The sequence below is a fragment of the Microbacterium foliorum genome (assembly GCF_003367705.1).
In the GTDB taxonomy this organism is placed as follows: domain Bacteria; phylum Actinomycetota; class Actinomycetes; order Actinomycetales; family Microbacteriaceae; genus Microbacterium; species Microbacterium foliorum.
In genome coordinates this window covers 2,359,674-2,379,332 of sequence record NZ_CP031425.1, presented here as the reverse complement: position 1 = coordinate 2,379,332, position 19,659 = coordinate 2,359,674, and the positions used below count along the sequence as shown (strand labels likewise).

Sequence of the window (19,659 nt, the reverse complement as noted above, 5' to 3'; positions counted from 1 at the left end):
GCATCTTGAGCCTTCCGCTTGCTCCGATGGGTGCCAGCGCTATGCCGCTTCCCATCCGGCCCTGTGACGCGTGCCTGCCATCTGCCTGATGCCAACTGCCTCGGTTGTTCCATCGTTCCTCCTGAGTTCTCATACGCCTCAGGAAGCCGTTTGTTCAGTCCTCGTGACCATCAACTTTGGGCACGTGTGCCCACGTCGGCTCGCTTGCCCTACTGCTTGTTGGTGAGACCGATTTTCATCACCATTCCCGACTGGGCGGAGACCCGCCGAACGGCACGGTGGCCGGTCTAGCCTGGAGACATGCACGATCATGCGCCCGCTGCCGGCGGCATCCGCTCTGCGAGTCATCGCCGTCTTCTGGCGATCTCGCTGAGCCTGACCGCGACCATCATGCTCGTGCAGGTCGTGGGTGCGATCTTCACCGGGTCGCTCGCTCTCCTGGCCGATGCCGCCCACATGTTCACCGACGCCTCGGCACTCGTGATCGCTCTGATCGCCGCGGCGGTCGCCGCACGACCGGCCGACGACCGCCGGACGTTCGGATACCAGCGTGCCGAGGTGTTCGGGGCGCTGATCAACGCGATCATCCTGATCCTGCTCGCCGGATGGGTCGGGATCGAGGCCGTCGGGCGCCTGATCGACCCGGGCGAGACCGAGGTCGTCGGAGGGCTCATGCTCGTCGTCGCGGTCGTCGGTCTCGTCGCGAACGCGATCTCGATGTGGTTGCTCAGTCGCGCGCAGCGCACGAGCATCAACGTCCGCGGCGCCTATCTCGAGGTGATGGGCGACCTGATCGGTTCGGCGATGGTGATCATCGCCGCGATCATCATCGTCACGACCGGCTGGATGCCCGCCGATGCGATCGCCTCGATCATGATCGCCGTGCTGATCATCCCGCGGGCCATCGCCCTGCTGCGCGAGGTGTTCTCGGTTCTGTCCGAGTCGGCACCCGCGGGAACCGCAGTCAGCGAGATCCGTCAGCATCTGCTCGATTACGACGGCGTCGTCGGGGTGCACGACGTGCACGTGTGGCAGCTGACGCGGGGTGCCCCGGTGTTCAGTGCTCACGTCAGTGTCGATGCCGCGCTGCTTGCGGGCGGACGCTCGGCGAAGCTGCTGAGCGACCTGCAGTCGTGCCTCGCGCATCATTTCGACGTCGAGCATTCGACCTTCCAGATCGAGCCGGCGGAGCAGTCGGACTGCGAGCCGCACCACGCCTGATCGTCAGCTCTCGACGACGACCTCGGCGGGCGACTTGTCGGGACGAAGCCCGCGCCAACGGGAGTGGCGGAGCACGCCGTCAGGCGTCCAGTTCGCGAACTCGACCTCGCCGACCACCTCGGGCTCCACCCACAGCGCGTCGGACGCGTCGAGTGCGGGCACGCCGTCGAGCGGTGCCGCATCGATGCGCAGCGGTGCGAGCCGGGCGAGCAGGTCTCGCAGCATCCGGTCGCTGAAACCCGTGCCCACGCGCCCGACATAGCGGAGGTCGCCGGCATCGGGCACGGCGAGCAGCAGGGAGCCGAAGGTCGCCTCGCGGTCACCTCTGCCCGGGCGGATGCCGACGATCACGACCTCCTGCGTGCGGGTGTGCTTGAGCTTGAGCCAGGAGGGGGAGCGCTGCCCCGGCCGGTACCGGGAGGCGGGATCCTTGACCACGACACCCTCCAGACCGAACTCCGCGCTGGCCGCGAGTGCGGCATCGACGTCGTCGAACACCGGCGGCACCTGCACGGGCGCATCGAGGTCGGCGATCACGTCGTCGAGCAGGGTGCGCCGCTGGGAAAGAGGCATCGCGCTGAGGTCATGCCCGTCGAGACGAAGCAGATCGAAGACCATGAACACGATCGGCGTGCGCACCACTTCGCGTTCGATCTCGCGGGGACGCGTCAGGTGCATCCGGTTCTGCAGCAGCGAGAAGCTGGGGCGACCCTGTCGGTCGAACGCCACGATCTCGCCGTCGACGATCGCGTCGCCGACGGGGAGGAAGGGTGCGCCGTCGGCGGTGAGCTCGGGATATCGGGCGGTGATGTCGGTGCCGCTGCGGGCGTGCAGCAGCATCCGTCCGTCGGCCCACGTGCCGATCGCTCGGATGCCGTCCCACTTCACCTCCACCCAGGAGGGTGAGCTGAGGCCGCGGGCGATCGCCGGCGTGCCGTTCTCCGCGAGCATCGGGGACACCGAGGCCGGAGCAGCGGATGCCGGCGCACTCGCGGCCGCGGACAGTCTCGCGCGGTGACGGGCCGGAGCCAGTCGCTCGGCGGTGACGGGTCGATCGGATGCGGACTTGTCCGCAGCCGTCGCGCTCGAGGCCGGGTTCGGGCGCAGCGCGGCGATCGGATCCACGCCCGATGCGGCCCGCTCCATCACCGTCGCGAAGTCGAGCTGCGCGAGGTCGGGGTCCTCGAGCTCGTCCCAGGTGCGGGGCGCGGCCACCCACGGCTGTGCGCGCCCGCGCATCGAGTAGGGCGAGATGGTGGTCTTCCTGCCGTTGTTCTGGCTCCAGTCGAGGAACACCTTGCCGCCTCGGGCGGCCTTGGCCATGGTGCTCGTGGCGAGGTCGGGGTGCTCGGTCTCGATGAGACGGGCGACTTCCTTGACGACGGCGGAGATCTCGTCGCTGGTCTGCGCACCGGGCAGGGCGGCGTAGAGGTGGATGCCCTTGCTGCCGCTGGTGACGGGCACAGGGTCGAGACCGATGTCGGCGAGCAGTGCACGGGCGATGCGGGCCACTTCGGAGCACTGGGCGAGGCCGACGCCCGGGCCGGGGTCGAGGTCGAGCACGAGGCGGTCGGGGTTCCCCGGCGAACCGTCGTGCGCAAAACGCCACTGCGGCACATGCAGCTCGATCGCGGCGACCTGCGCGAGCCAGACGAGGGTCGGCACGTCGTCGACCAGCGGATATTCCTTGGGGCCCTCCGAATGGCGGATCTCCCGCCGCGGGATCCATTCGGGCGCCCCCGGCTCGAGCTGCTTCGTGAAGAAGGAGTCTGCGGGGTGATCCGCGGTCCCGACGCCCTCGACCCAGCGCTTGCGTGTGACCGGACGGCCCTCGAGCAGCGGGAGCAGATGCGGCGCGATCGCCGTGTAGTAGGCGATGATCTCGCCCTTGGTGGTGCCGGTCTGGGGGTACACGACCTTGTCGAGGTTGGTGACGCGCAGTCGACGCCCGTCGATCTGCACGTTCTGCGCCTCCGCAACCATGACGCCAGCGTAGTCAAGCCTCTGGCCCCCGCGACTGCTGCTGGTGTTCACTGGTGCCATGAGAACCATCTGGAAGGGTGCGCTCACCTTCGGCCTCGTCAACGTGCCCGTCAAGGTGTACTCCGCCACCGAGGACCACGATGTGCCGCTGCATCAGGTGCACGAGAAGGACGGCGGTCGCATCCGCTACCAGCGCACCTGCGAGGTCTGCGGCGAGATCGTCGCGTACGCCGACATCGACCGCGCCTACGTCGAGGAGGGGCAGACCGTCGTTCTCACGAAGGAGGATCTCGCCGCGCTGCCGTCAGAGAAGAGCCGGGAGATCGATGTCGTCGAGTTCGTGCCGTCCGAGCAGGTCGACCTGCTGACGCTCGACAAGCCCTACTACCTGGAGCCCGACTCCAAGTCGCCCAAGGCCTATGTGCTGCTGCGCAAGACGCTCGAGCAGACCGACCGCACCGCGATCGTGCGGTTCACGCTGCGACAGAAGACGCGGCTCGCCGCGCTGCGCGTTCGGGGCAAGGTGCTGGTGCTGCAGACGCTGCTGTGGGCCGACGAGGTGCGCGAGGCCGAGTTCCCGTCGCTGGATGAGGATGTGCGCATCTCGAAGAAGGAGCTCGAGCTCTCGGCATCCCTCGTCGACAGCTACTCGGCCGACTTCGACCCCGCCTCGTTCGTCGACGAGTACCAGCAGGAGCTGCGCACGCTGATCGACGCCAAGATCGAGGCCGGCGAGACCTTCGACGTGTCGGAGACGTTCGGCGAGGCCGAGGGCGACGCCAAGAGCGGAGAGGTCATCGACCTCATGGAGGCCCTGCGCGCGAGCGTCGCGCGCACGAAGGCCGCTCGATCGGAACCCGCCGAGAAGACCAGTACGACGAAGAAGGCCCCGAGCAAGAAGAAGGCGGGCTGAGTCCTCAGCCCGCCTTCTGTCAGCTGACGCTGATCAGTGCTTCCCGTCGCCGTCGAGGTCGGGAGCCCGGTCGAAGACCTCGGCGTCGAGCGTGAGTTCCTGCGCTTCTGCAGAATCGGTCTCGCCGTGGCCGGCCTCGCGCTCCTTCTTCGCCTTGTGGCGCTCGGACAGGTAGTGGTAGAGCGTGATCAGCGCGGTGCCGCCGACGGCCGCGAGGAGGATCAGATCGATGTAGCTCTCGACGAATTCGGCGACCGGGGGGATGAAGCCGATCAGGTAGCCGAACATCGTGAGGCCGAAGCCCCAGAGGATCGCGCCGATGAGGTTGTAGAGCGAGTAGCGCCGCCACGGCATGTGACCGACGCCGGCCGCGACCGGCGCGAACGTGCGGACGATCGGTACGAAGCGGGCCAGGATGACGGTGATGCCGCCGAAACGCTCGAAGAACGCGTTCGTGCGCTCGACGTTCTTCTTGCTGAAGAGGCCGGATTCCTTGCGTTCGAAGACTGCCGGCCCGCCCTTGTGTCCGATCAGATACCCCACTTCACCACCGACGAAGGCAGAGAGGCCGATGAGCAGCGCCACGATCCACACGTTGAGGCCGAAGACCCCGTGCTCGGAACCGGCGATCGGGTGCGACAGCAGTCCGGAGATCACCAGCAGCGTGTCACCCGGCAGCAGGAACCCGATGAGCAGGCCCGTCTCGGCGAAGACGATGAAGCACACCACCAGCAGTGCCCACGGGCCGGCCGAGCCGATGATCGTGGCGGGGTCGAGCCAGGGGATGAGAGCGGCGTGATGCATGGATTTCCCGTCGTAGTGCGCTGCGCGGCGGTCACGTCGTCGGCCGCACGGCATGCGACTGATCGGTGCGGAAGGTGGGACTTGAACCCACACGCCCTGGGGCACAGGAACCTAAATCCTGCGTGTCTGCCAATTCCACCACTCCCGCGCGGTGGAATCAGTCTACTGATCGAGGCATCCGCCGATGCTGGGGATCCGCCCGCAGGTGCGCTGCTGTGGTTGTGGATAACTCAGACGGCCCGAGGCGGATCCTTGCGAGGATGCTCGGGTGATGCAGCCGACCGTCCTCGTCTCCGAACGCGTCCGGCAGCGCCTTCGCGCTGAGGGCACAGACCCCACTCTCGATGCGGAGACGGCGCACGGCGTCGCGCTCGCCGAAGTGCGACGGTTCAACGACGCGGCCCTCGCTCGTGGCGGGACCCTGATCGACGACGAGGCGGGGTGCGTGCGCGACGTGCTCGCCGCGGTGAACGGGTTCGGAGCGCTGCAGCCGCTGCTCGACGACCCCGAGATCGAGGAGGTCTGGCTCAACGGGCCCGACAGCGTCCACGTCGCCCGACGAGGGGTGGCCCAGCGCGTCGACCTGCACCTCACCGAGTCGCAGGTGCGCGATCTCGTCGAGCGGATGCTGCAGTCCACGGGCCGCCGTGTCGACATCAGCCGGCCGTTCGTGGATGCCTCCCTGCCCGATGGGTCACGGCTGCACGTCGCGATCGCCGATGTCGTACGGGGCTCGTGGTCCGTCAACATCAGGAAGTTCCTGCCGCGATACCGCACGCTCGATGCACTCGTCTCCGACGGCGCTCTGACCGCCGATCTCGCTGACTTCCTCGGCATGTCGATGCGGGCAGGCAAGACCGTCATCGTCTCGGGCGCGACCCACGCGGGGAAGACGACGGTGCTCGGTGCGCTGCTCGCATCCTGTGTCGAGGTGCAGCGCGTGATCACCGTGGAGGAGACGTTCGAGCTCGCAGTCACGGGACCCGACGTCGTGGCGCTGCAGAGCCGGCAGGCGAGTCTCGAAGGAACGGGGGAGATCTCCCTGCGCAGGCTCGTGAAGGAAGCACTGCGGATGCGTCCGGATCGTCTCGTCGTCGGCGAAGTCAGGGATGCGGAGGCGCTCGACCTCGTGCTCGCCCTGAACACGGGTGTGCCGGGCGCCGCCACGGTGCACGCGAATTCCGCCCGAGACGCCCTCGAGAAACTCACGTTGCTGCCCCTGCTCGCCGGGCGGAACATCGAGCGCTCGTTCCTCGTCCCCGCGCTGGCCGGGGCGGTCGACCTCGTCGTGCATTGTGAGCGCGACGGTTCGGGAGTGCGGCGCGTGCGTGAAGTCCTCGCGCTCACCGGCGAAGTGGTCGACGGGCAGATCACCGCGCGATCGGTGTACGGGGGAGCAGACGGGGCGCGGACCGCGACGTGGCGCCGAGCCGACCTGCGGCGGGTCGGTGGGGCACTGTGACGGTACTGCTGGGCGCGCTGCTCGCTGCAGGACTTCTGCTGTGCCTCTCGCCGTGGTTCTGGCCGTCGCGCGAGCGAGATGAGGCGGGCCGGCGCGGCGGTCGCTCGCTCCGCCTCCTCGAGGAGGCGGGTCTCGGCGGAACCACGGCCCGCGCGCTGCTGGCGATCTCCGCGCTCATCGCACTCGCCGCGGCATCCGCGGCATGGCTGGCAACGGCGATACCGGTGCTGGCGGTTCTCGCAGGCCTGACGGGAGCGCTGGCGCCGATCGTCTTCCTCAGGTCGCGGCGGATGCGGTTGCGCAGGCTGCGGCGACAGCTCTGGCCCGACGTCTGCGATCTGCTGATCGCGTCGATCCGGGTCGGGCTGCCGCTGCCGGACGCGGTCGCGGGGCTTGCGGAGTCGGCACCGGTGACGATGAGGCCGGCGTTCGCCGTGTTCGCGAGAGACATGCGGGCGACCGGGCGCTTCGACACCAGCCTCGATCGCCTGAAGAGCGCGTTGGCGGATCCGATCGCGGATCGCATCATCGAGACTCTGCGCATGGCGAGGCAGGTGGGCGGTACCGAGCTCGGGGGAGTGCTGCGTTCGCTCTCCTCGTCGGTGCGGGTGGATGCGGCACTGCGAGGCGAAGTCGAAGCCCGGCAGTCGTGGATTCGTGGGGCCGCCGTGCTCGGAACCGTGGCGCCCTGGGTGATCCTCGCGCTGCTGGTGCTGCGGCCCGAGGGCGCGGCTGCGTACGCCACCGCCGAGGGCATGATCGTCATCTGCGTCGGGGCCGCCGTGTCGGCGATCGCCTTCCGCATCATGATCAGGATCGGTCGGCTGTCCGAGTCGAGGAGGTGGTTCGGGTGAGTGCGTTCTCCGCTCTGGCTGTCGCCGTCCTCGGCGGGGGAGTCTTCGCCACGGGAGTGCTGTGCGTGCTCGCTGCGGTGCCGCGATGGTCGGCATCGCCGCTCACCCTGCGGATCGCGCCCTATGTGCGCGATGTCGTCGCGGATGAGGATCTGCCTGCGATCGTCCTTCCCAGGGTCGGGGTGCTGCCGGTGAGCGACCGTCGAATCTGGATCCGTGCGCTGACGACGTTCGAGCGGATGCTCGGCGGAACAGAGGCTCTGCGGCGCCGTCTCGTTCAAGCAGGGTCGATGCTGGAGCCCGCGACCTTCCGAGCACGACAGCTCGGCTGGATCCTCGCGGGCCTCACCGTGGGAGCGGTGTGCGTGATCGTGCTCGCCGTGTCCGCCCGTATGAGCCCTCCACTCGTCGTGCTGCCGGCGCTCGCCGCAGCGGCGGCCGGCATCGGCTACGACGTGCTGCTCGGCGCACGGGTGGCCGCGCGGCGCGCACGACTCACCGACGAGCTGCCGACCGTCTTGGAGTTCCTCGCCCTCTGCCTCGCGGCCGGTGAGGGACTACTGGACTCGGTGCGGCGCGTTGCAGCGATCGGATCGGGCGAGCTCCCCGCGGAACTACGTCGCGTGGTCCTCGCGGTGGGGACGGGATCGCCGCTCGCCGATGCTCTGGTGGAGATGGGTGCGCGCGTGCAGATGCCGGCCCTCACCCGGGCGATCGATCAGGTGGTCGCCGCCCTCGAACACGGCGCGCCCCTCTCGGCTGTGCTGCACGCTCAGGCCGGCGACGCCCGAGGCGACGCGAAACGAGTGCTCATCGAGCAGGCGGGTCGCAAAGAGATCCTGATGCTCCTGCCGCTGGTGTTCCTGATCCTGCCGCTCTCCGTGCTCTTCGCCATCTACCCGGGACTCTTCATCCTCCGCCTCGGCATCGGCTGAGCGCACACGACGAAAGGACGTCATGAACATCACACGAGACGAATCAGGAATCGCGGACGCCGCATCTCCGACGCTGCTGCGGGACGAGCGGGGCGACGTCCCGGGGTGGGTGCTCGCTCCATTCCACCTATGTCAGAACCAGAGTCTCCTCTTTGGAGGCGCGAGCGTCTCTGCTACCGTGCAATCGAGCCCGCCCAAGGCGCATCTACCCGGTAAGGGTGTGCCCAACCCGCAGCCTGTCGAGGGTGGTCGCCCGTTCGAGTCGGGCCGGGTCCGGGAGGCGCACGGTACTGCGGGTGCTGTCGGCGTTTCCGCCTCTGATCGAGTTCACGCCTGGGGGCACCGTGCTGCGGAGCGGAGTCGTGATCTCTTCGAGGACGAGCGGGGCGATGTCCCGGGTTGGGTGCTCGTAACCCTCATGACCGCCGGTCTGGTGGTTCTCATCTGGGCGGTCGCCGGGCCGGCGCTCAGCGCGCTTTTCGAACAGGCGATTCAGAGGGTGTCGGGGATCTGAGGTGGTCCGGGTGGCCCTCACCCCGCGTCGCACCGGAGATGACAGGGGCTCGAGTCCCGTCGAGTTCGTGCTCGTGGGCACACTTCTCACCGTGCTGACGCTCGCTGTGCTGCAGTTGGCGCTCGCCGTGTACGTCCGCAACGTGGTGCACGATGCCGCGGTCGAAGGCGCCTACTACGCCGCCCTCGCCGATACGACCCTCGAGGACGGCGCGCAACGCGCACGCGACGGCATCACCCGAGTGGTCGGCGATGCGTACGCCGGTGAAGTGACCGTCGAGCGCTCCACCGCGCACGGATACCCGACGGTCGATCTGCGGATCCGCACGACCCTGCCCGTCATCGGTCTCCTCGGCATCCCGCTGGCTCTGGAGGTGGAATCCCATGCGCCGGAGGAATCCTTCGATGAGCGATGACGACGGCTCGGCAGCACTGGAGTTCATCACGGTCGGAGTGCTCCTCCTCGTGCCGCTCGTATACCTGATCCTCGCACTCGGGGCCATCCAGGAGCAGTCGATGGGGGTCGAGGCCGCCGCGCGACATACGGCTCGGATCATCGCGGATGCGCCCGACGCGGCGGCGGCCGGGGCGCGAGGCGATCAGGTGATCGCGAACATCTCGGCGCAATACGGCATCGATGCGGATGCTATCTCGGTGGCGACGACGTGCGACCCGGAAGGCGTCCCATGCCCCTCGGCAGGAGCGACGATCACGGTCACCGTCGCGACCGAGGTGCGGCTGCCGCTCGTGCCTGAGGTTCTCGGGCTTCGCGAGGCCGCGTCCGTGCCGGTGGAAGGCGTCGCGGTGCAGAAGATCTCGCGGTTGTGGGGTGCGGAGTGATGCGCACCCGCGAGGACGGCAGCGTTCTTCTGCTCACTCTCGGGTATGCGCTGCTCGCCCTCGCTCTCATCTTCGTGACGGTCTGCGCCACCGATCTCTACCTGGCCCAGAAGCGCCTCGACGCGCTCGCGGACTCCGCCGCGCTCGCCGGAGCCGATGGTTTCACCCTGGTCGTCGAGGGCGAGAGTGCACGAGCGGTGCTCACAGACGAGGGCGTCCGCGAGCAGGTCGATGAGGTGCTGTCCGCGATGCCCGGTGGTGCAGTACGGGAATCTGCGACGACACCGGACGGCATCTCGGCGCGCGTGACGATCACGATCGACTGGCATCCACCGCTCATCTCCTCCTTCGTCCCCGACGGCGTGCGCCTGGAATCGACGGGCACGAGCCGGACGGCGCTGCGGTGAGCTCAGCCAGCCATACGATCGCGCAGGCCATCGAAATCGAAATACCGAGATAGAGCACGGATGTCCACGTCGCACACACGAGGCTCGTCCTCGATCGGCGATCCTGGGGATGGGTGAAAGAGAGCCGCCCCTGGTGAGGAACGCAAGATGAATCTGAACACGTCGCGCCCCAGTGCGAGACCGAGGAGCAGCAGCGCGCCCCTTCTGCGCACCTGGCTGCCCGGAATCCTGATTGTCGTTTCGGTCGTACTCGCGCTCGTCACATCTATTGATCCATGGATCATCGGCGCGTGCACCGGGGTGCTCATCGTGATCGTCCTCGCCGTGGACCGAGCGATCCGCAGAAGAAGGCGCACACTCGATCTGGCCGACGCTCCCACCCGCTAGTCCTGCACTCACGCCTGGAGTCGACGAGCCGGACGGCGCTGCGGTGAGCTCAGCCAGCCAAACGATCGCGCAGGCGGTGCACGCGCTCCTCGAAACCGTGCGGAACGTCGGTCGGCAGCGCGTCCAGCGCCCACCAGCGCACATCCTCGGACTCGTCGCTCAGTCGGAGCGGCGCGTCATCGGGCACCACGACGGCGACGCCGATGTCGAGATGCGAGGCGCAACGACCGAACGCCGACGACAGTGCGTGGTGGTCGAGGTCGTAGATGAACCGATCACCGAGCGGGGCAGGGTCGGCCCCCGTCTCCTCTTGCAGCTCGCGCAGCGCGGCATCCGTGATCGATGCGTCGCCTCGCTCGAGATGGCCGCCGGGCTGCACCCAGAACCGCCCCTTGCCGTGGAACACGAGCAGCGTGCGCGTGAGCGTCGGATCGAAGGCGAACGCGGAGGCCGTCGCGTGACGCGGGCCGTCGTCGCGCGACACCGGCCCGTCATCGTCGGCGAAGAACGTCGCGAAGTCCTCTCGGGCGGCGCGCTCCCGCTCGGACGACACGGCTGCGCCGTCCACCAGGCGGTGCAGATCGGCACCCAGCACGCTCATGGTCGCTCCTCCCTGGCGCGCGGCACGAACCGCGGTATCCAGCGGATGAACCCACCGGCGCCGACCAGACCGATCACGCCGACGACGGCAGCCGCGATCGGCAGCGAGGCGAGCGCGGTGACAGCCGAGACCATGAGAGGCGCGACGGCCCCTCCGGCATCCGTCAGAGTGCGCCACGACCCGAGGAACGCGGCCGGCTCGCTCTTCGGTGCGACGTCGGCCCCGAGGGTCAGCAGAATGCCGCTGGAGAGTCCGTTGCCCACTCCGAGCACCGCGGCGAACATGCCGAACCACAGCACGGACGAGTCGAGATCGTGAGTCAGCGACAGCGCGAGGAACCCCGAGCCCATCAACACCATCGCCGGCATGGCCGCCCACAGCCGGCCGAAGCGGTCCATCACCTGGCCGCTCGCGTAGAAGAGGGCGAAGTCGATGGCGCCGGAGATGCCGACCACCAGCGCGATGGTCGAGGCGTCGAGCCCCAGAGAGAGGCCCCACAGCGGCAACACGACCTGTCGCGCGGACCGGACGGCCGACAGCGACGCCGCCGCGAGTCCGAGACGCCCGAGCACGCTGCGCTGCTGCCACATCGTGCGGAAGATCCCCGCCCGCTCCGCCGTGGGGATCGCTCCGCTCACGGCCTCGCCGGAGTCCGGCGCGAGCGGAGCCGTGCGCAGGGCGGTCGTCACCGGGATCGTCTTCTCGGGATCCGGGCCGAGCAGCACGAGCAGCACCATGACGACGAGACACCCGAGGAAGAACCAGATCGCGGCGGACTCGGCACCGAACAGCTGCAGCAGCCCGGCCGCGACGAACGGGCCGATGAAGACGCCGAGACGGAAGCTCCCGCCGAGCAGCGACAGAGCCCGCGCGCGGAACGCGATCGGCACGCGGGTCGTCATGAATGCGTGCCGTGCGAGGCCGAACGCTGCGGCGCAGAAGCCGAGAAGGAAGACGGATGCCGCCAGCACGCCGAGTGTCGGAGCGAAGACCATGCCGACGCCCGACCCGATCGCGATCACTCCCGCGATGACCATCGTCAACCGCTCTCCGATGCGCGACACCGCCCATCCCGCGGGCAGATTGCCGCACAGCTGTCCCACCACGAGCGCCGACGCGACCAGCGCGGCGAAAGCCACATCCGCTCCCATGCGCGCGGCGATCACGGGGATCAGCGGGATCACCGCTCCCTCACCGAGGGAGAAGAGCACCGTGGGGAGGTACACCATCGGCCCGAATCGTCTCAGGACCGTCGATGCGCTGCTCACTCGTTTCACGCTACTCCCGTTCGACGCCGTCCCCGCCTGCGCAGGCGGCACGTTAGGCTGGTCCCGACATGCTCGAACTCGATCTCTCCGCCGACATCCAGGCCCTGCGACTCACCTACGGTGACATTCGCGAGGTCCTCGACGTCGAGGCCATCCGCTCCGACATCGCCCGCCTCAGTGAGGAGGCCGGTGCGCCGGACCTCTGGGACGACCCCGAACGCGCACAGAAGGTGACCAGCGCGCTGAGCCACCGGCAGTCCGCGCTCGCCAGGGTCGAGGGAATCGGCCGGCGGCTCGACGACCTCGAGGTGCTGGTCGGACTCGCGAACGAGATGGGTGACGAGGAGTCGGCCGTCGAGGCGCGCGCCGAGCTCAGCGCTCTCACCGAGATGATCAACCAGCTCGAGGTCCAGACGCTCATGGACGGCGAGTACGACGAGCGATCGGCGATCATCACGATCCGCTCCGGCGCCGGCGGCGATGACGCCACCGACTTCGCCGAGATGCTCATGCGCATGTACCTGCGTTGGGCCGAACGCCACAAGTACCCCGTCAAGGTCATGGACACCTCGTACGCCGAGGGCGCGGGCATCAAGTCGGCGACGTTCGAGATCGACGCCCCGTACGCGTTCGGCACGGTGTCGGTCGAGGCCGGCACGCACCGCCTCGCGCGCATCAGCCCGTTCGGCTCCGCGGACAAGCGGCAGACGTCGTTCGCCGCGGTCGAGGTCATCCCGCTCATGGAGGAGGCGACCGAGGTCGACATCCCCGAGAGCGACATCCGCGTCGACGTGTTCCGTTCATCGGGCCCGGGCGGTCAGTCCGTCAACACCACCGACTCCGCTGTGCGTCTCACGCACCTTCCGACCGGCATCGTCGTCTCGATGCAGAACGAGAAGTCGCAGATCCAGAACCGTGCGGCCGCCATGCGCGTGCTCCAGACGAGGCTCCTGCTGCAGCAGAAGGAGCAGGAGGCTGCGAAGAAGAAGGAGCTCGCCGGCACCATCACGGCCAGCTGGGGCGACCAAATGCGCTCGTACTTCCTCTACGGTCAGCAGCTCGTCAAGGATCTGCGCACCGGACACGAGTCGGGCAACCCTGCCGCCGTGTTCGACGGCGACCTCGACGGCTTCATCTCGGCCGGAATCCGCTGGCGCAAGCGCAAGGACGAAGACTGACCGCGTGCGGCGACGAGGAGTGACCTCGTCCGGCATGGAGCCCCGCATACACGAGACGCCCGGCGATCATGATGATCGCCGGGCGTCTCGTATGTCGGTCAGCCTTCGGACGCGGTGAACCGGATGCTCGCGACGTCCTGCAGCAGCTCGTCCGTGAAGGTGATCCGGTACGCGGTGCTCTTGGCGACGTCGAAGGTGATCTTGCCCGAGACGGTGTCGCCTTCAGCAAGCTCCTCCGCCACGATGCCGTCGACGTAGTAGTCGTAGGTGCCTTCGGTGCCCTCGGCGGTCGTGAGTGCGAAGTAGAACGGGTTGACGTAGCTCGTGCCCGATACGCCCGTGAAGGTCACATCGAGGATCACGTACCCGCCGTTGGTCGAGGGGATGCTCGAGCCGTCCTCGGTCGCCCACGTCGCGGAGTTGACCGTGACCTCGCTCGTACCCGACATCTGCGTGATCGTGAGGGGAGAGCCGATCTCGCCCTGGACCACGTCGGTGGGGCCGGTGCCTCCGTCGGTACCGGGATCCGTACCCTCGTCGGTGCCGGGGTCGGTACCGGTGTCGGAGTCACTGGACGGCGGCGTGGTCGGCAGGTCGCGCACGGCCTGGGCGACGCTCGACGTCACGAACACGATGGCCACCACGACCGCGAGGATCGTGCCGACGACCGACAGGATGAGACCGGCGATGCCCGGCCACTTCTTGCCCTTGAGGAAGATCGAGATCAGCGACACGATGAAGCCGGCGGCGAGCAGGATCCAGCCGAAGACGAAGGTCGCCGGGATGCACGACAGGATCGTGCCGAGGCCGGCGATCGCGAGTCCGACCACGCCCACGATGGACAGGCGCGGCGGTTCGACGGGAGCCGGGCTGCCGTACGCGGCGGGATAGCCGCCGCCTGCCCCGTAGGCCGGGCCGGGCGGAGCGTACGCGGATGCGCCGGGGTAGCCGGGCGTCGTCTGGGGGTAACCGGGCGTCGTCTGGGGGTAGCCGGGCGTCGTCTGGGGATATCCGGGTGCGCCCTGGTACTGCTGCGGCTGTTCCGGAGCAGCCGCGCCCGGGTAGGAGGCTCCGGCGCCCGGGTAGGAGGGGGCGGGGTGTCCGTAGGGCGACCCCGGATCGCTCGGGGGAGTGGCGGCAGCAGTGGCACCCGGAGCGGCGAAGCCCTGATCCGGCCACTGGGGCGCATTCTCGTTCCTGACCTCGGTGCCGCTGTCAGCGTCCGTGCCGGCAGCCGCGGCGGTGTCGGTGGGCGGCCATGTCGCGGCCGGCTCGCCCGCGTCGGATCCGGATGCGGCGTTCGTGTCGTCGTACGCAGGTGTGGCGTCGTGCGCAGGTGTGGCGTCGTACGCGGGGGTAGTGTCGGATCCGTAGGCGGGAGCAGCATCAGCGGAGCCCGCGTCGGCGGAGGCGGCATCCGAGGTGGCTTCGACGTCGTCGGCGTCGGTCGGGGCCGGGGTGTTCCAGGACTGGCTCTCGACAGCGGCGACCGAGCCGATCGCGTCTGCGGTCTCGGCGGCGGCAGCGTCATGCGGGGCCTCGTCGCGCGCGGCCGCAGCGGTCTCGACGGCTCCGGCATCGCTGCCCGTGACATCGCTGCCGGTGACATCGCTGCCGGTCGTGTCAGCCGCGGGTGCGTCGTCGGCCAGGGGAGCGAAGTGCTCGGTCCACTGGGCGCCGTCCCACCAGCGCTGTCGGCCGGATCCGTCGTCGTACCAGCCTGCAGGCGTCGTCATGGTTCCCCCTCGGAGTCGCGTCCACGCGGACGGCATGGATCGGCACTTTCATGTATAGCAGTGCACGGCGACACTCCGGGGGCGAGCGGGGTGTCGCTCGCGGAGTCGATGCACAGCGCGCTTAGGCTCGAAACGCCATGATTCGGTTCGAGAACGTCACGAAGCGCTATCGCGGGACCCTGCGTCCCGCGCTGTCCGAGGTCGACTTCGAAGTCCAACGCGGGGAGTTCGTCTTCCTCGTCGGAGCATCGGGCTCGGGCAAGTCCTCCTGTCTGCGGCTCATCCTGCGCGAAGACGTGCCGACGACCGGCCGGGTCGCCGTGCTCGGGCGCGATCTGAGATCGCTCGCCAACCGCAAGGTCCCCTACTTCCGCCGCCATATCGGATCCGTGTTCCAGGACTTCCGACTGCTGCCGTCGAAGACCGTCTATCAGAACGTCGCGTTCACGCTCCAGGTGACCGGCTCCTCGAGAGGCTTCATCCAGCAGGCCGTCCCCGAGGCGCTTGCGCTGGTGGGGCTCGACGGCAAGCAGAAGCGGATGCCGCACGAGCTCTCCGGCGGTGAGCAGCAGCGCGTCGCGATCGCGAGGGCGCTGGTCAACCGCCCACAGGTGCTGCTCGCCGACGAGCCGACCGGAAACCTCGACCCCGCCACCTCGGTCGACATCATGCAGCTGCTGGCGCGCATCAACGCCGGGGGCACCACGGTGCTGATGGCCACGCACGAAGCGGCATTCGTCGACCAGATGCAGCGCCGGGTCATCGAGCTCCGTGACGGCGTGATGGTGAGAGACGAGGTGCACGGCGGATACGGCGACACCTCGAAGATCCCGAGACTCGTGCCCGAGGAGGTGCGTGGGGCCGCAGCGGCAGCCGCGCTCACCGCAGTGCAGGAGGTCCAGCGCCAGACGGCTGACCTCTCGGTCGTCCGCGCGGCCCTCAGCGAAGAGCTCAATGCGCAGCGCCGGGCTGCGGCGACGTCGTCCGATGCCGTTCCTCGCGCGTCGGAGACGCCCGAGGCCCAGGCAGCCCCGTCCGACGTGCCCGCATCCTCCGATGTGATCGCGCCCGAGGACGCGGCGGTCCCGACGCAGGCCGCAGTGGGCCCCCGCACGCATCCGATCGTGCTGCCCACCGTGGACGTCGCAGAACTCGGAGTGGCCGATCGGCTCGGCCTGTCCGACGACGGCGCAGATGAAGTGGGGCCCACCTCATGAGAATCGGACTGATCCTGGCCGAGGCTCTCGGCGGACTTCGCCGCAACATCTCGATGGTGATCTCGGTGGTGCTCGTCACCTTCGTCTCGCTCACGTTCGTCGGAGCGGCGATCCTGATGCAGGGCCAGATCGGCACCATGCGGGGCTACTGGACCGAGCGGGCCCAGGTGGCGGTCTACATGTGCTCGGACATCTCCGAGAAGGACACCTGCGTCGACGGCGGGGCCTCCGAAGACCAGGTGAACGCGGTGCGCGCGCAACTCGAGGGTGAGGCGCTGGCACCGCTCATCAGCGAGGTCACCTTCGACTCGAAGGAAGACACCTACGCCAAGCTCGTCGACCAGCTCGGCGAGGACCAGGCCAGCGTCATCACACCCGACCAGGCCTTCGAGGTCTTCTTCGTCACGATGAAGGACCCGGGGCAGTCGCAGGTGATCGCGGAGGCGTTCAACGGCGTCGCCGGTGTCGAGCAGGTGCAGGACCAGCTGCAGTACCTCGAACCGCTGTTCTCTGCGCTCACCGTCGCCACCTACATCGCGGTGGGGATCGCCGTGCTCATGCTGATCGCTGCGATCCTGCTGATCGGCACGACCATCAGGCTGTCGGCGTACGCCAGACGCAAGGAGATCGGGATCATGCGCCTCGTGGGGGCGTCGAACCGGTTCATCCAGACCCCGTTCGTGCTCGAGGGGGTGTTCGCCGCGTTCCTCGGGTCGGTGCTGGCCAGCGCCGCGGTGGTCGCGGGAGTGCACTTCGGCGTCAACGGCTACCTCCGGGGACGCGTGCCGTTCATCACCACCTGGATCGGGATGCAGGATGCCGCGGTCGTGGTGCCCGTCCTCATCGGCATCGGCGTGCTCTTGGCCGCCCTGTCGGCAGGATTCGCGATCCGCAGATGGCTGCGTACCTGAGGTCGCGGCCGGTATAGACTGACAGGCTGTCGTGTGCCCCGGACGGGGCTCGAGAACCACTGCACGACGCGGATCAGGAGAGAAGCATGCCCAGGGAACGCGGGGAGAAGGTCATCGCGACCAATCGTCGCGCACGTCACGACTACACGATCGAGAAGTCGTACGAGGCGGGGATGGTGCTCACCGGCACCGAAGTGAAGTCGCTGCGCCAGGGGCGCGCGAACCTGAGCGACGGCTACGCCTTCGTGAAAGGCAACGAGGTCTTCCTCGACTCCGTGCACATCCCGGAGTACTCGCAGGGTCACTGGACCAACCACGCGTCGAAGCGCGTGCGCAAGCTGCTGCTGCACCGCGAGGAGATCGCGAAGCTCTCCCATGCCGTCTCGGCCGGCGGGTACACGCTGATCCCGCTCAAGCTCTACTTCTCGGACGGACGGGCGAAGGTCGAGATCGCTCTGGCGAAGGGAAAGCGCGAGTACGACAAGCGTCAGACCCTGCGTGAGCGGCAGGACACCCGTGAGGCCGACCGGGCCATGCGGCTGCGCAACCGCGTCGGCGAGTGATCAGTCCGCGGGACTGAACCCGAACACGCGCCCGAGGAAGCGCAGTTCACGCTCGAGCGCATCGACGATGGTCTCGGACGAGCGGAATCCGTGGCCCTCGCCCGGGTACAGCACGTACTCGTGGTCGACGCCGCGTTCTGCCAGCGCATCACGGATGGCCTCGGACTGGGCGGGCGGGACGACGCGATCCTCCGCCCCCTGCATGAGGAGCACCGGCACGTCGATGCGGTCGGCGTGGGTCAGGGGAGACCTCTCGATGTAGAGGTCCTCCGCTTCAGGCAGCGGTCCGACGAGTCCCTCGATGTACGGGGCCTCGAAGTCGTGCGAGTGCGCGCTCAGCATCCGCAGATCGGTGACGCCGTAGCGGCTGATGCCTGCGGCGAAGGTTCCCCCGCGCACGAGCGCCGAGAGCACCGTCCAGCCCCCGGCGGAGCTCCCGCGGATCGCGATGCACGCGGGATCCGCGAGACCCGCATCGGCCAGCCCGCGCGCCGCGGCGATGACATCGTCGACGTCGACGATGCCCCATCCGCCGTCGAGACGCTCACGGTAGGCGCGCCCGTAGCCGCTCGACCCGCCGTAGTTCACGTCGAGCACGCCGATGCCGCGGCTCGTGTAGAACGCGATCGCAGAGGATGCGGCCCCCGTCACATGCGCGGTCGGTCCGCCGTGCACGAGCACGAGATACGGAGGCAGCTCGCCCTCGGGAGCCGTGGCCTCGGGGTGAGCGGGCGGGTAGGCGAAGGCGTGCACGGTGCCGTGAGCGCCGTCGACCACGATCTGAGATGCGGGCGGCATCCAGTCGCGATCGACCGGTCGGCCACCCGCGACCGTCGTCACGACACCGCTGTCCACATCGACGCACCAGACACCGGATGCGGCACGGGAGCTGTCGCCGGAGAGCAGCACACGCGAGCCGGAGACGTCATCGACGCTGACGTGGCCGTCGGCGGGGACGTCCAGCCGGCGCATCCGTCCATCGTGGTCAAGGGCGGCGACCTCGTCGCGGCCCTGTGTGCGTACGAGGACGATGCGGCCGTCCTCCAGCGGCCGATACCAGCGGTTGCCCAACACCCAGAGCCCATAGCCGGTGTCGGCGTCGTCCGTCGCCTCGCCGACGCCGACGGGCTCGCCCTCGGGGTCGAGGTGGTCGAGGCGCTGACGGTACAGGGCCCAGCGGCCGCTGGGGTCGTCGGAGAACAGGAGAGCGTCGTCGCCGTCCCACTCCGGCTGCAGTGCGGCCAGGGTCGGGAGAACGACGCGTCGGGTGCCGTCGGACACGATGAGAGACGCCTGCTGCCAGGGCATGCGCTGAGCGGACCATTCGACCCAGGCGATGCGCGTGCCGTCGGGGGAGAGAGCGGGATGCGCATAGAAAGACGGGCCCTCCGCGACGATCGAGAGTCTCGCGGAGTCCTCCGCGGCCGAGCCGTCCACCGGGATCTCGATGATCGCGCGCCGATGGGGTTCTGACGTCAGGTCCTCGCGCACGGCGAACAGCCGCCCCTGCTGCACGCGAAGGCCGCCGTGGGCGGGGCCAGGCGACGTGAGCGGTGTCGGGGCGTCGCCCGGACTCATCCGGTGCACACGCTGCGTGTCCGCGTCGACGAAGTACAGGGTCCCCGCGGCGTCGGCCGTCCACGCACCGCCGCCGTACTCATGAACGCGGGATCGGGTGCTCCACGGCGCCGGCAGGATCTCTGCGCCCGAGGTGCTGCGCACGGTGCGCCGACCACTCTCGGCCGGGACGCTCTCGCCCCACCAGATCTCGTCTCCCACGAACACGGCGCCGTCGAAACGCGGTGAGGATGCGGCTACGGATGACGGGGAGAAGGGCGATGGCCAGGTACCGAACGGCGACGACAT

General features: G+C 68.8%; 19 protein-coding genes, 1 tRNA gene and 1 pseudogene. 13 read left to right on the top strand and 8 right to left on the bottom strand.

The annotated features are described in order from the left end of the window. Window positions 1–17: 17 nt before the first annotated feature. Window positions 18–113 (bottom strand): annotated as a pseudogene (locus tag DXT68_RS17435) (hypothetical protein); the annotation flags it as partial. Between the two features lie 187 nt (window positions 114–300). Here DXT68_RS17435 and DXT68_RS11230 point away from each other — a divergent pair. Next, window positions 301–1,221 (top strand): cation diffusion facilitator family transporter, encoded by a 921-nt coding sequence (locus DXT68_RS11230; RefSeq protein WP_045253483.1) that lies wholly within the window; start codon window positions 301–303, stop codon window positions 1,219–1,221. 3 nt (window positions 1,222–1,224) lie between these two features. Here the strand turns inward: DXT68_RS11230 and ligD are convergent, their stop codons facing one another. Beyond that, window positions 1,225–3,204 (bottom strand): non-homologous end-joining DNA ligase, encoded by a 1,980-nt coding sequence (ligD, locus tag DXT68_RS11225; protein ID WP_045253482.1) that lies wholly within the window; start codon window positions 3,202–3,204, stop codon window positions 1,225–1,227. A 58-nt stretch (window positions 3,205–3,262) separates the two neighbouring features. On the opposite strand from ligD, the gene ku reads away from it, so the two are divergent. Further along, window positions 3,263–4,117 (top strand): non-homologous end joining protein Ku, encoded by an 855-nt coding sequence (ku, locus tag DXT68_RS11220; protein WP_045253481.1) that lies wholly within the window; start codon window positions 3,263–3,265, stop codon window positions 4,115–4,117. A gap of 33 nt (window positions 4,118–4,150) precedes the next feature. Here the strand turns inward: ku and DXT68_RS11215 are convergent, their stop codons facing one another. Both DXT68_RS11215 and DXT68_RS11210 read right to left on the bottom strand, forming a co-directional pair. Further along, a complete protein-coding gene (locus tag DXT68_RS11215) occupies window positions 4,151–4,921 on the bottom strand; it encodes a DedA family protein (RefSeq protein WP_045253566.1) in 771 nt (256 codons plus the stop codon). Window positions 4,922–4,987: 66 nt separating this feature from the next. Continuing rightward, a tRNA-Leu gene (locus tag DXT68_RS11210) sits at window positions 4,988–5,069 on the bottom strand. A gap of 123 nt (window positions 5,070–5,192) precedes the next feature. On the opposite strand from DXT68_RS11210, the gene DXT68_RS11205 reads away from it, so the two are divergent. From DXT68_RS11205 to DXT68_RS11170, 7 genes are all read left to right on the top strand, one after another. After that, complete coding sequence (locus tag DXT68_RS11205; RefSeq protein ID WP_045253565.1) at window positions 5,193–6,383, top strand: TadA family conjugal transfer-associated ATPase; 1,191 nt, start codon at window positions 5,193–5,195, stop codon at window positions 6,381–6,383. Further along, entirely contained in the window at window positions 6,380–7,237 is an 858-nt protein-coding gene (locus tag DXT68_RS11200) for a type II secretion system F family protein (protein ID WP_045253480.1), read from the top strand. The genes DXT68_RS11205 and DXT68_RS11200 overlap by 4 nt, the downstream gene beginning before the upstream one ends. Beyond that, window positions 7,234–8,172: a type II secretion system F family protein gene (locus tag DXT68_RS11195; protein ID WP_045253479.1), complete on the top strand. Its 939-nt coding sequence runs from the start codon at window positions 7,234–7,236 to the stop codon at window positions 8,170–8,172. Before DXT68_RS11200 ends, DXT68_RS11195 begins: the two co-directional genes overlap by 4 nt. A 524-nt stretch (window positions 8,173–8,696) precedes the next feature. Then, the gene (locus DXT68_RS11185) at window positions 8,697–9,101 is read left to right on the top strand and encodes a TadE/TadG family type IV pilus assembly protein (RefSeq protein ID WP_045253564.1); all 405 of its coding nucleotides are present in this window, start codon (window positions 8,697–8,699) and stop codon (window positions 9,099–9,101) included. After that, window positions 9,091–9,525 carry a TadE family protein gene (locus DXT68_RS11180; RefSeq protein WP_244268150.1) on the top strand — a complete coding sequence of 145 codons (435 nt, stop codon included), beginning with the start codon at window positions 9,091–9,093 and terminating at the stop codon, window positions 9,523–9,525. The genes DXT68_RS11185 and DXT68_RS11180 overlap by 11 nt, the downstream gene beginning before the upstream one ends. Continuing rightward, window positions 9,525–9,932 carry a pilus assembly protein TadG-related protein gene (locus DXT68_RS11175; RefSeq protein ID WP_174233207.1) on the top strand — a complete coding sequence of 136 codons (408 nt, stop codon included), beginning with the start codon at window positions 9,525–9,527 and terminating at the stop codon, window positions 9,930–9,932. The genes DXT68_RS11180 and DXT68_RS11175 overlap by 1 nt, the downstream gene beginning before the upstream one ends. 147 nt (window positions 9,933–10,079) lie before the next feature. Beyond that, window positions 10,080–10,319, top strand: coding sequence for a hypothetical protein (locus DXT68_RS11170; protein WP_045253476.1), 240 nt, complete (start codon window positions 10,080–10,082; stop codon window positions 10,317–10,319). A gap of 49 nt (window positions 10,320–10,368) precedes the next feature. Here DXT68_RS11170 and DXT68_RS11165 read toward each other — a convergent pair whose 3' ends face one another. Together DXT68_RS11165 and DXT68_RS11160 are read right to left on the bottom strand one after the other, a co-directional pair. Beyond that, entirely contained in the window at window positions 10,369–10,920 is a 552-nt protein-coding gene (locus DXT68_RS11165) for an NUDIX hydrolase (protein WP_052677659.1), read from the bottom strand. Next, window positions 10,917–12,149: an MFS transporter gene (locus DXT68_RS11160; RefSeq protein ID WP_045253475.1), complete on the bottom strand. Its 1,233-nt coding sequence runs from the start codon at window positions 12,147–12,149 to the stop codon at window positions 10,917–10,919. The genes DXT68_RS11165 and DXT68_RS11160 overlap by 4 nt, the downstream gene beginning before the upstream one ends. Window positions 12,150–12,256: 107 nt before the next feature. On the opposite strand from DXT68_RS11160, the gene prfB reads away from it, so the two are divergent. Continuing rightward, window positions 12,257–13,366: a peptide chain release factor 2 gene (gene prfB, locus DXT68_RS11155; RefSeq protein WP_045253474.1), complete on the top strand. Its 1,110-nt coding sequence runs from the start codon at window positions 12,257–12,259 to the stop codon at window positions 13,364–13,366. A 98-nt stretch (window positions 13,367–13,464) separates the two neighbouring features. On the opposite strand, the gene DXT68_RS11150 is transcribed toward prfB, so the two are convergent. Beyond that, window positions 13,465–15,102, bottom strand: coding sequence for a DUF2510 domain-containing protein (locus DXT68_RS11150; protein ID WP_052677658.1), 1,638 nt, complete (start codon window positions 15,100–15,102; stop codon window positions 13,465–13,467). A 137-nt stretch (window positions 15,103–15,239) separates the two neighbouring features. Here DXT68_RS11150 and ftsE point away from each other — a divergent pair, with 137 nt between their 5' ends. The 3 genes from ftsE to smpB all read left to right on the top strand — a co-directional run bounded on the left by ftsE (window position 15,240) and on the right by smpB (window position 17,793). Further along, entirely contained in the window at window positions 15,240–16,319 is a 1,080-nt protein-coding gene (gene ftsE, locus DXT68_RS11145) for a cell division ATP-binding protein FtsE (RefSeq protein ID WP_045253473.1), read from the top strand. Continuing rightward, window positions 16,316–17,230 (top strand): permease-like cell division protein FtsX, encoded by a 915-nt coding sequence (gene ftsX, locus DXT68_RS11140; RefSeq protein ID WP_045253472.1) that lies wholly within the window; start codon window positions 16,316–16,318, stop codon window positions 17,228–17,230. The genes ftsE and ftsX overlap by 4 nt, the downstream gene beginning before the upstream one ends. Window positions 17,231–17,316: 86 nt before the next feature. Next, window positions 17,317–17,793, top strand: coding sequence for an SsrA-binding protein SmpB (gene smpB / locus DXT68_RS11135; RefSeq protein WP_045253471.1), 477 nt, complete (start codon window positions 17,317–17,319; stop codon window positions 17,791–17,793). Here smpB and DXT68_RS11130 read toward each other — a convergent pair whose 3' ends face one another. After that, entirely contained in the window at window positions 17,794–19,659 is a 1,866-nt protein-coding gene (locus DXT68_RS11130; protein ID WP_045253470.1) for a S9 family peptidase, read from the bottom strand. It lies immediately after the preceding gene.

Bases quoted from the DNA above. Each gene is read 5' to 3' on its own strand.
- DXT68_RS11230 (WP_045253483.1), top strand. From the start codon at position 301: ATGCACGATCATGCGCCCGCTGCCGGCGGCATCCGCTCTGCGAGTCAT.
- ligD (WP_045253482.1), bottom strand. From the start codon at position 3,204: ATGGTTGCGGAGGCGCAGAACGTGCAGATCGACGGGCGTCGACTGCGC.
- ku (WP_045253481.1), top strand. From the start codon at position 3,263: ATGAGAACCATCTGGAAGGGTGCGCTCACCTTCGGCCTCGTCAACGTG.
- DXT68_RS11215 (WP_045253566.1), bottom strand. From the start codon at position 4,921: ATGCATCACGCCGCTCTCATCCCCTGGCTCGACCCCGCCACGATCATC.
- DXT68_RS11205 (WP_045253565.1), top strand. From the start codon at position 5,193: ATGCAGCCGACCGTCCTCGTCTCCGAACGCGTCCGGCAGCGCCTTCGC.
- DXT68_RS11180 (WP_244268150.1), top strand. From the start codon at position 9,091: ATGAGCGATGACGACGGCTCGGCAGCACTGGAGTTCATCACGGTCGGA.
- DXT68_RS11175 (WP_174233207.1), top strand. From the start codon at position 9,525: ATGCGCACCCGCGAGGACGGCAGCGTTCTTCTGCTCACTCTCGGGTAT.
- DXT68_RS11170 (WP_045253476.1), top strand. From the start codon at position 10,080: ATGAATCTGAACACGTCGCGCCCCAGTGCGAGACCGAGGAGCAGCAGC.
- DXT68_RS11165 (WP_052677659.1), bottom strand. From the start codon at position 10,920: ATGAGCGTGCTGGGTGCCGATCTGCACCGCCTGGTGGACGGCGCAGCC.
- DXT68_RS11160 (WP_045253475.1), bottom strand. From the start codon at position 12,149: ATGGTGTACCTCCCCACGGTGCTCTTCTCCCTCGGTGAGGGAGCGGTG.
- prfB (WP_045253474.1), top strand. From the start codon at position 12,257: ATGCTCGAACTCGATCTCTCCGCCGACATCCAGGCCCTGCGACTCACC.
- DXT68_RS11150 (WP_052677658.1), bottom strand. From the start codon at position 15,102: ATGACGACGCCTGCAGGCTGGTACGACGACGGATCCGGCCGACAGCGC.
- ftsE (WP_045253473.1), top strand. From the start codon at position 15,240: ATGATTCGGTTCGAGAACGTCACGAAGCGCTATCGCGGGACCCTGCGT.
- ftsX (WP_045253472.1), top strand. From the start codon at position 16,316: ATGAGAATCGGACTGATCCTGGCCGAGGCTCTCGGCGGACTTCGCCGC.
- smpB (WP_045253471.1), top strand. From the start codon at position 17,317: ATGCCCAGGGAACGCGGGGAGAAGGTCATCGCGACCAATCGTCGCGCA.
- DXT68_RS11130 (WP_045253470.1), bottom strand. From the start codon at position 19,659: ATGTCGTCGCCGTTCGGTACCTGGCCATCGCCCTTCTCCCCGTCATCC.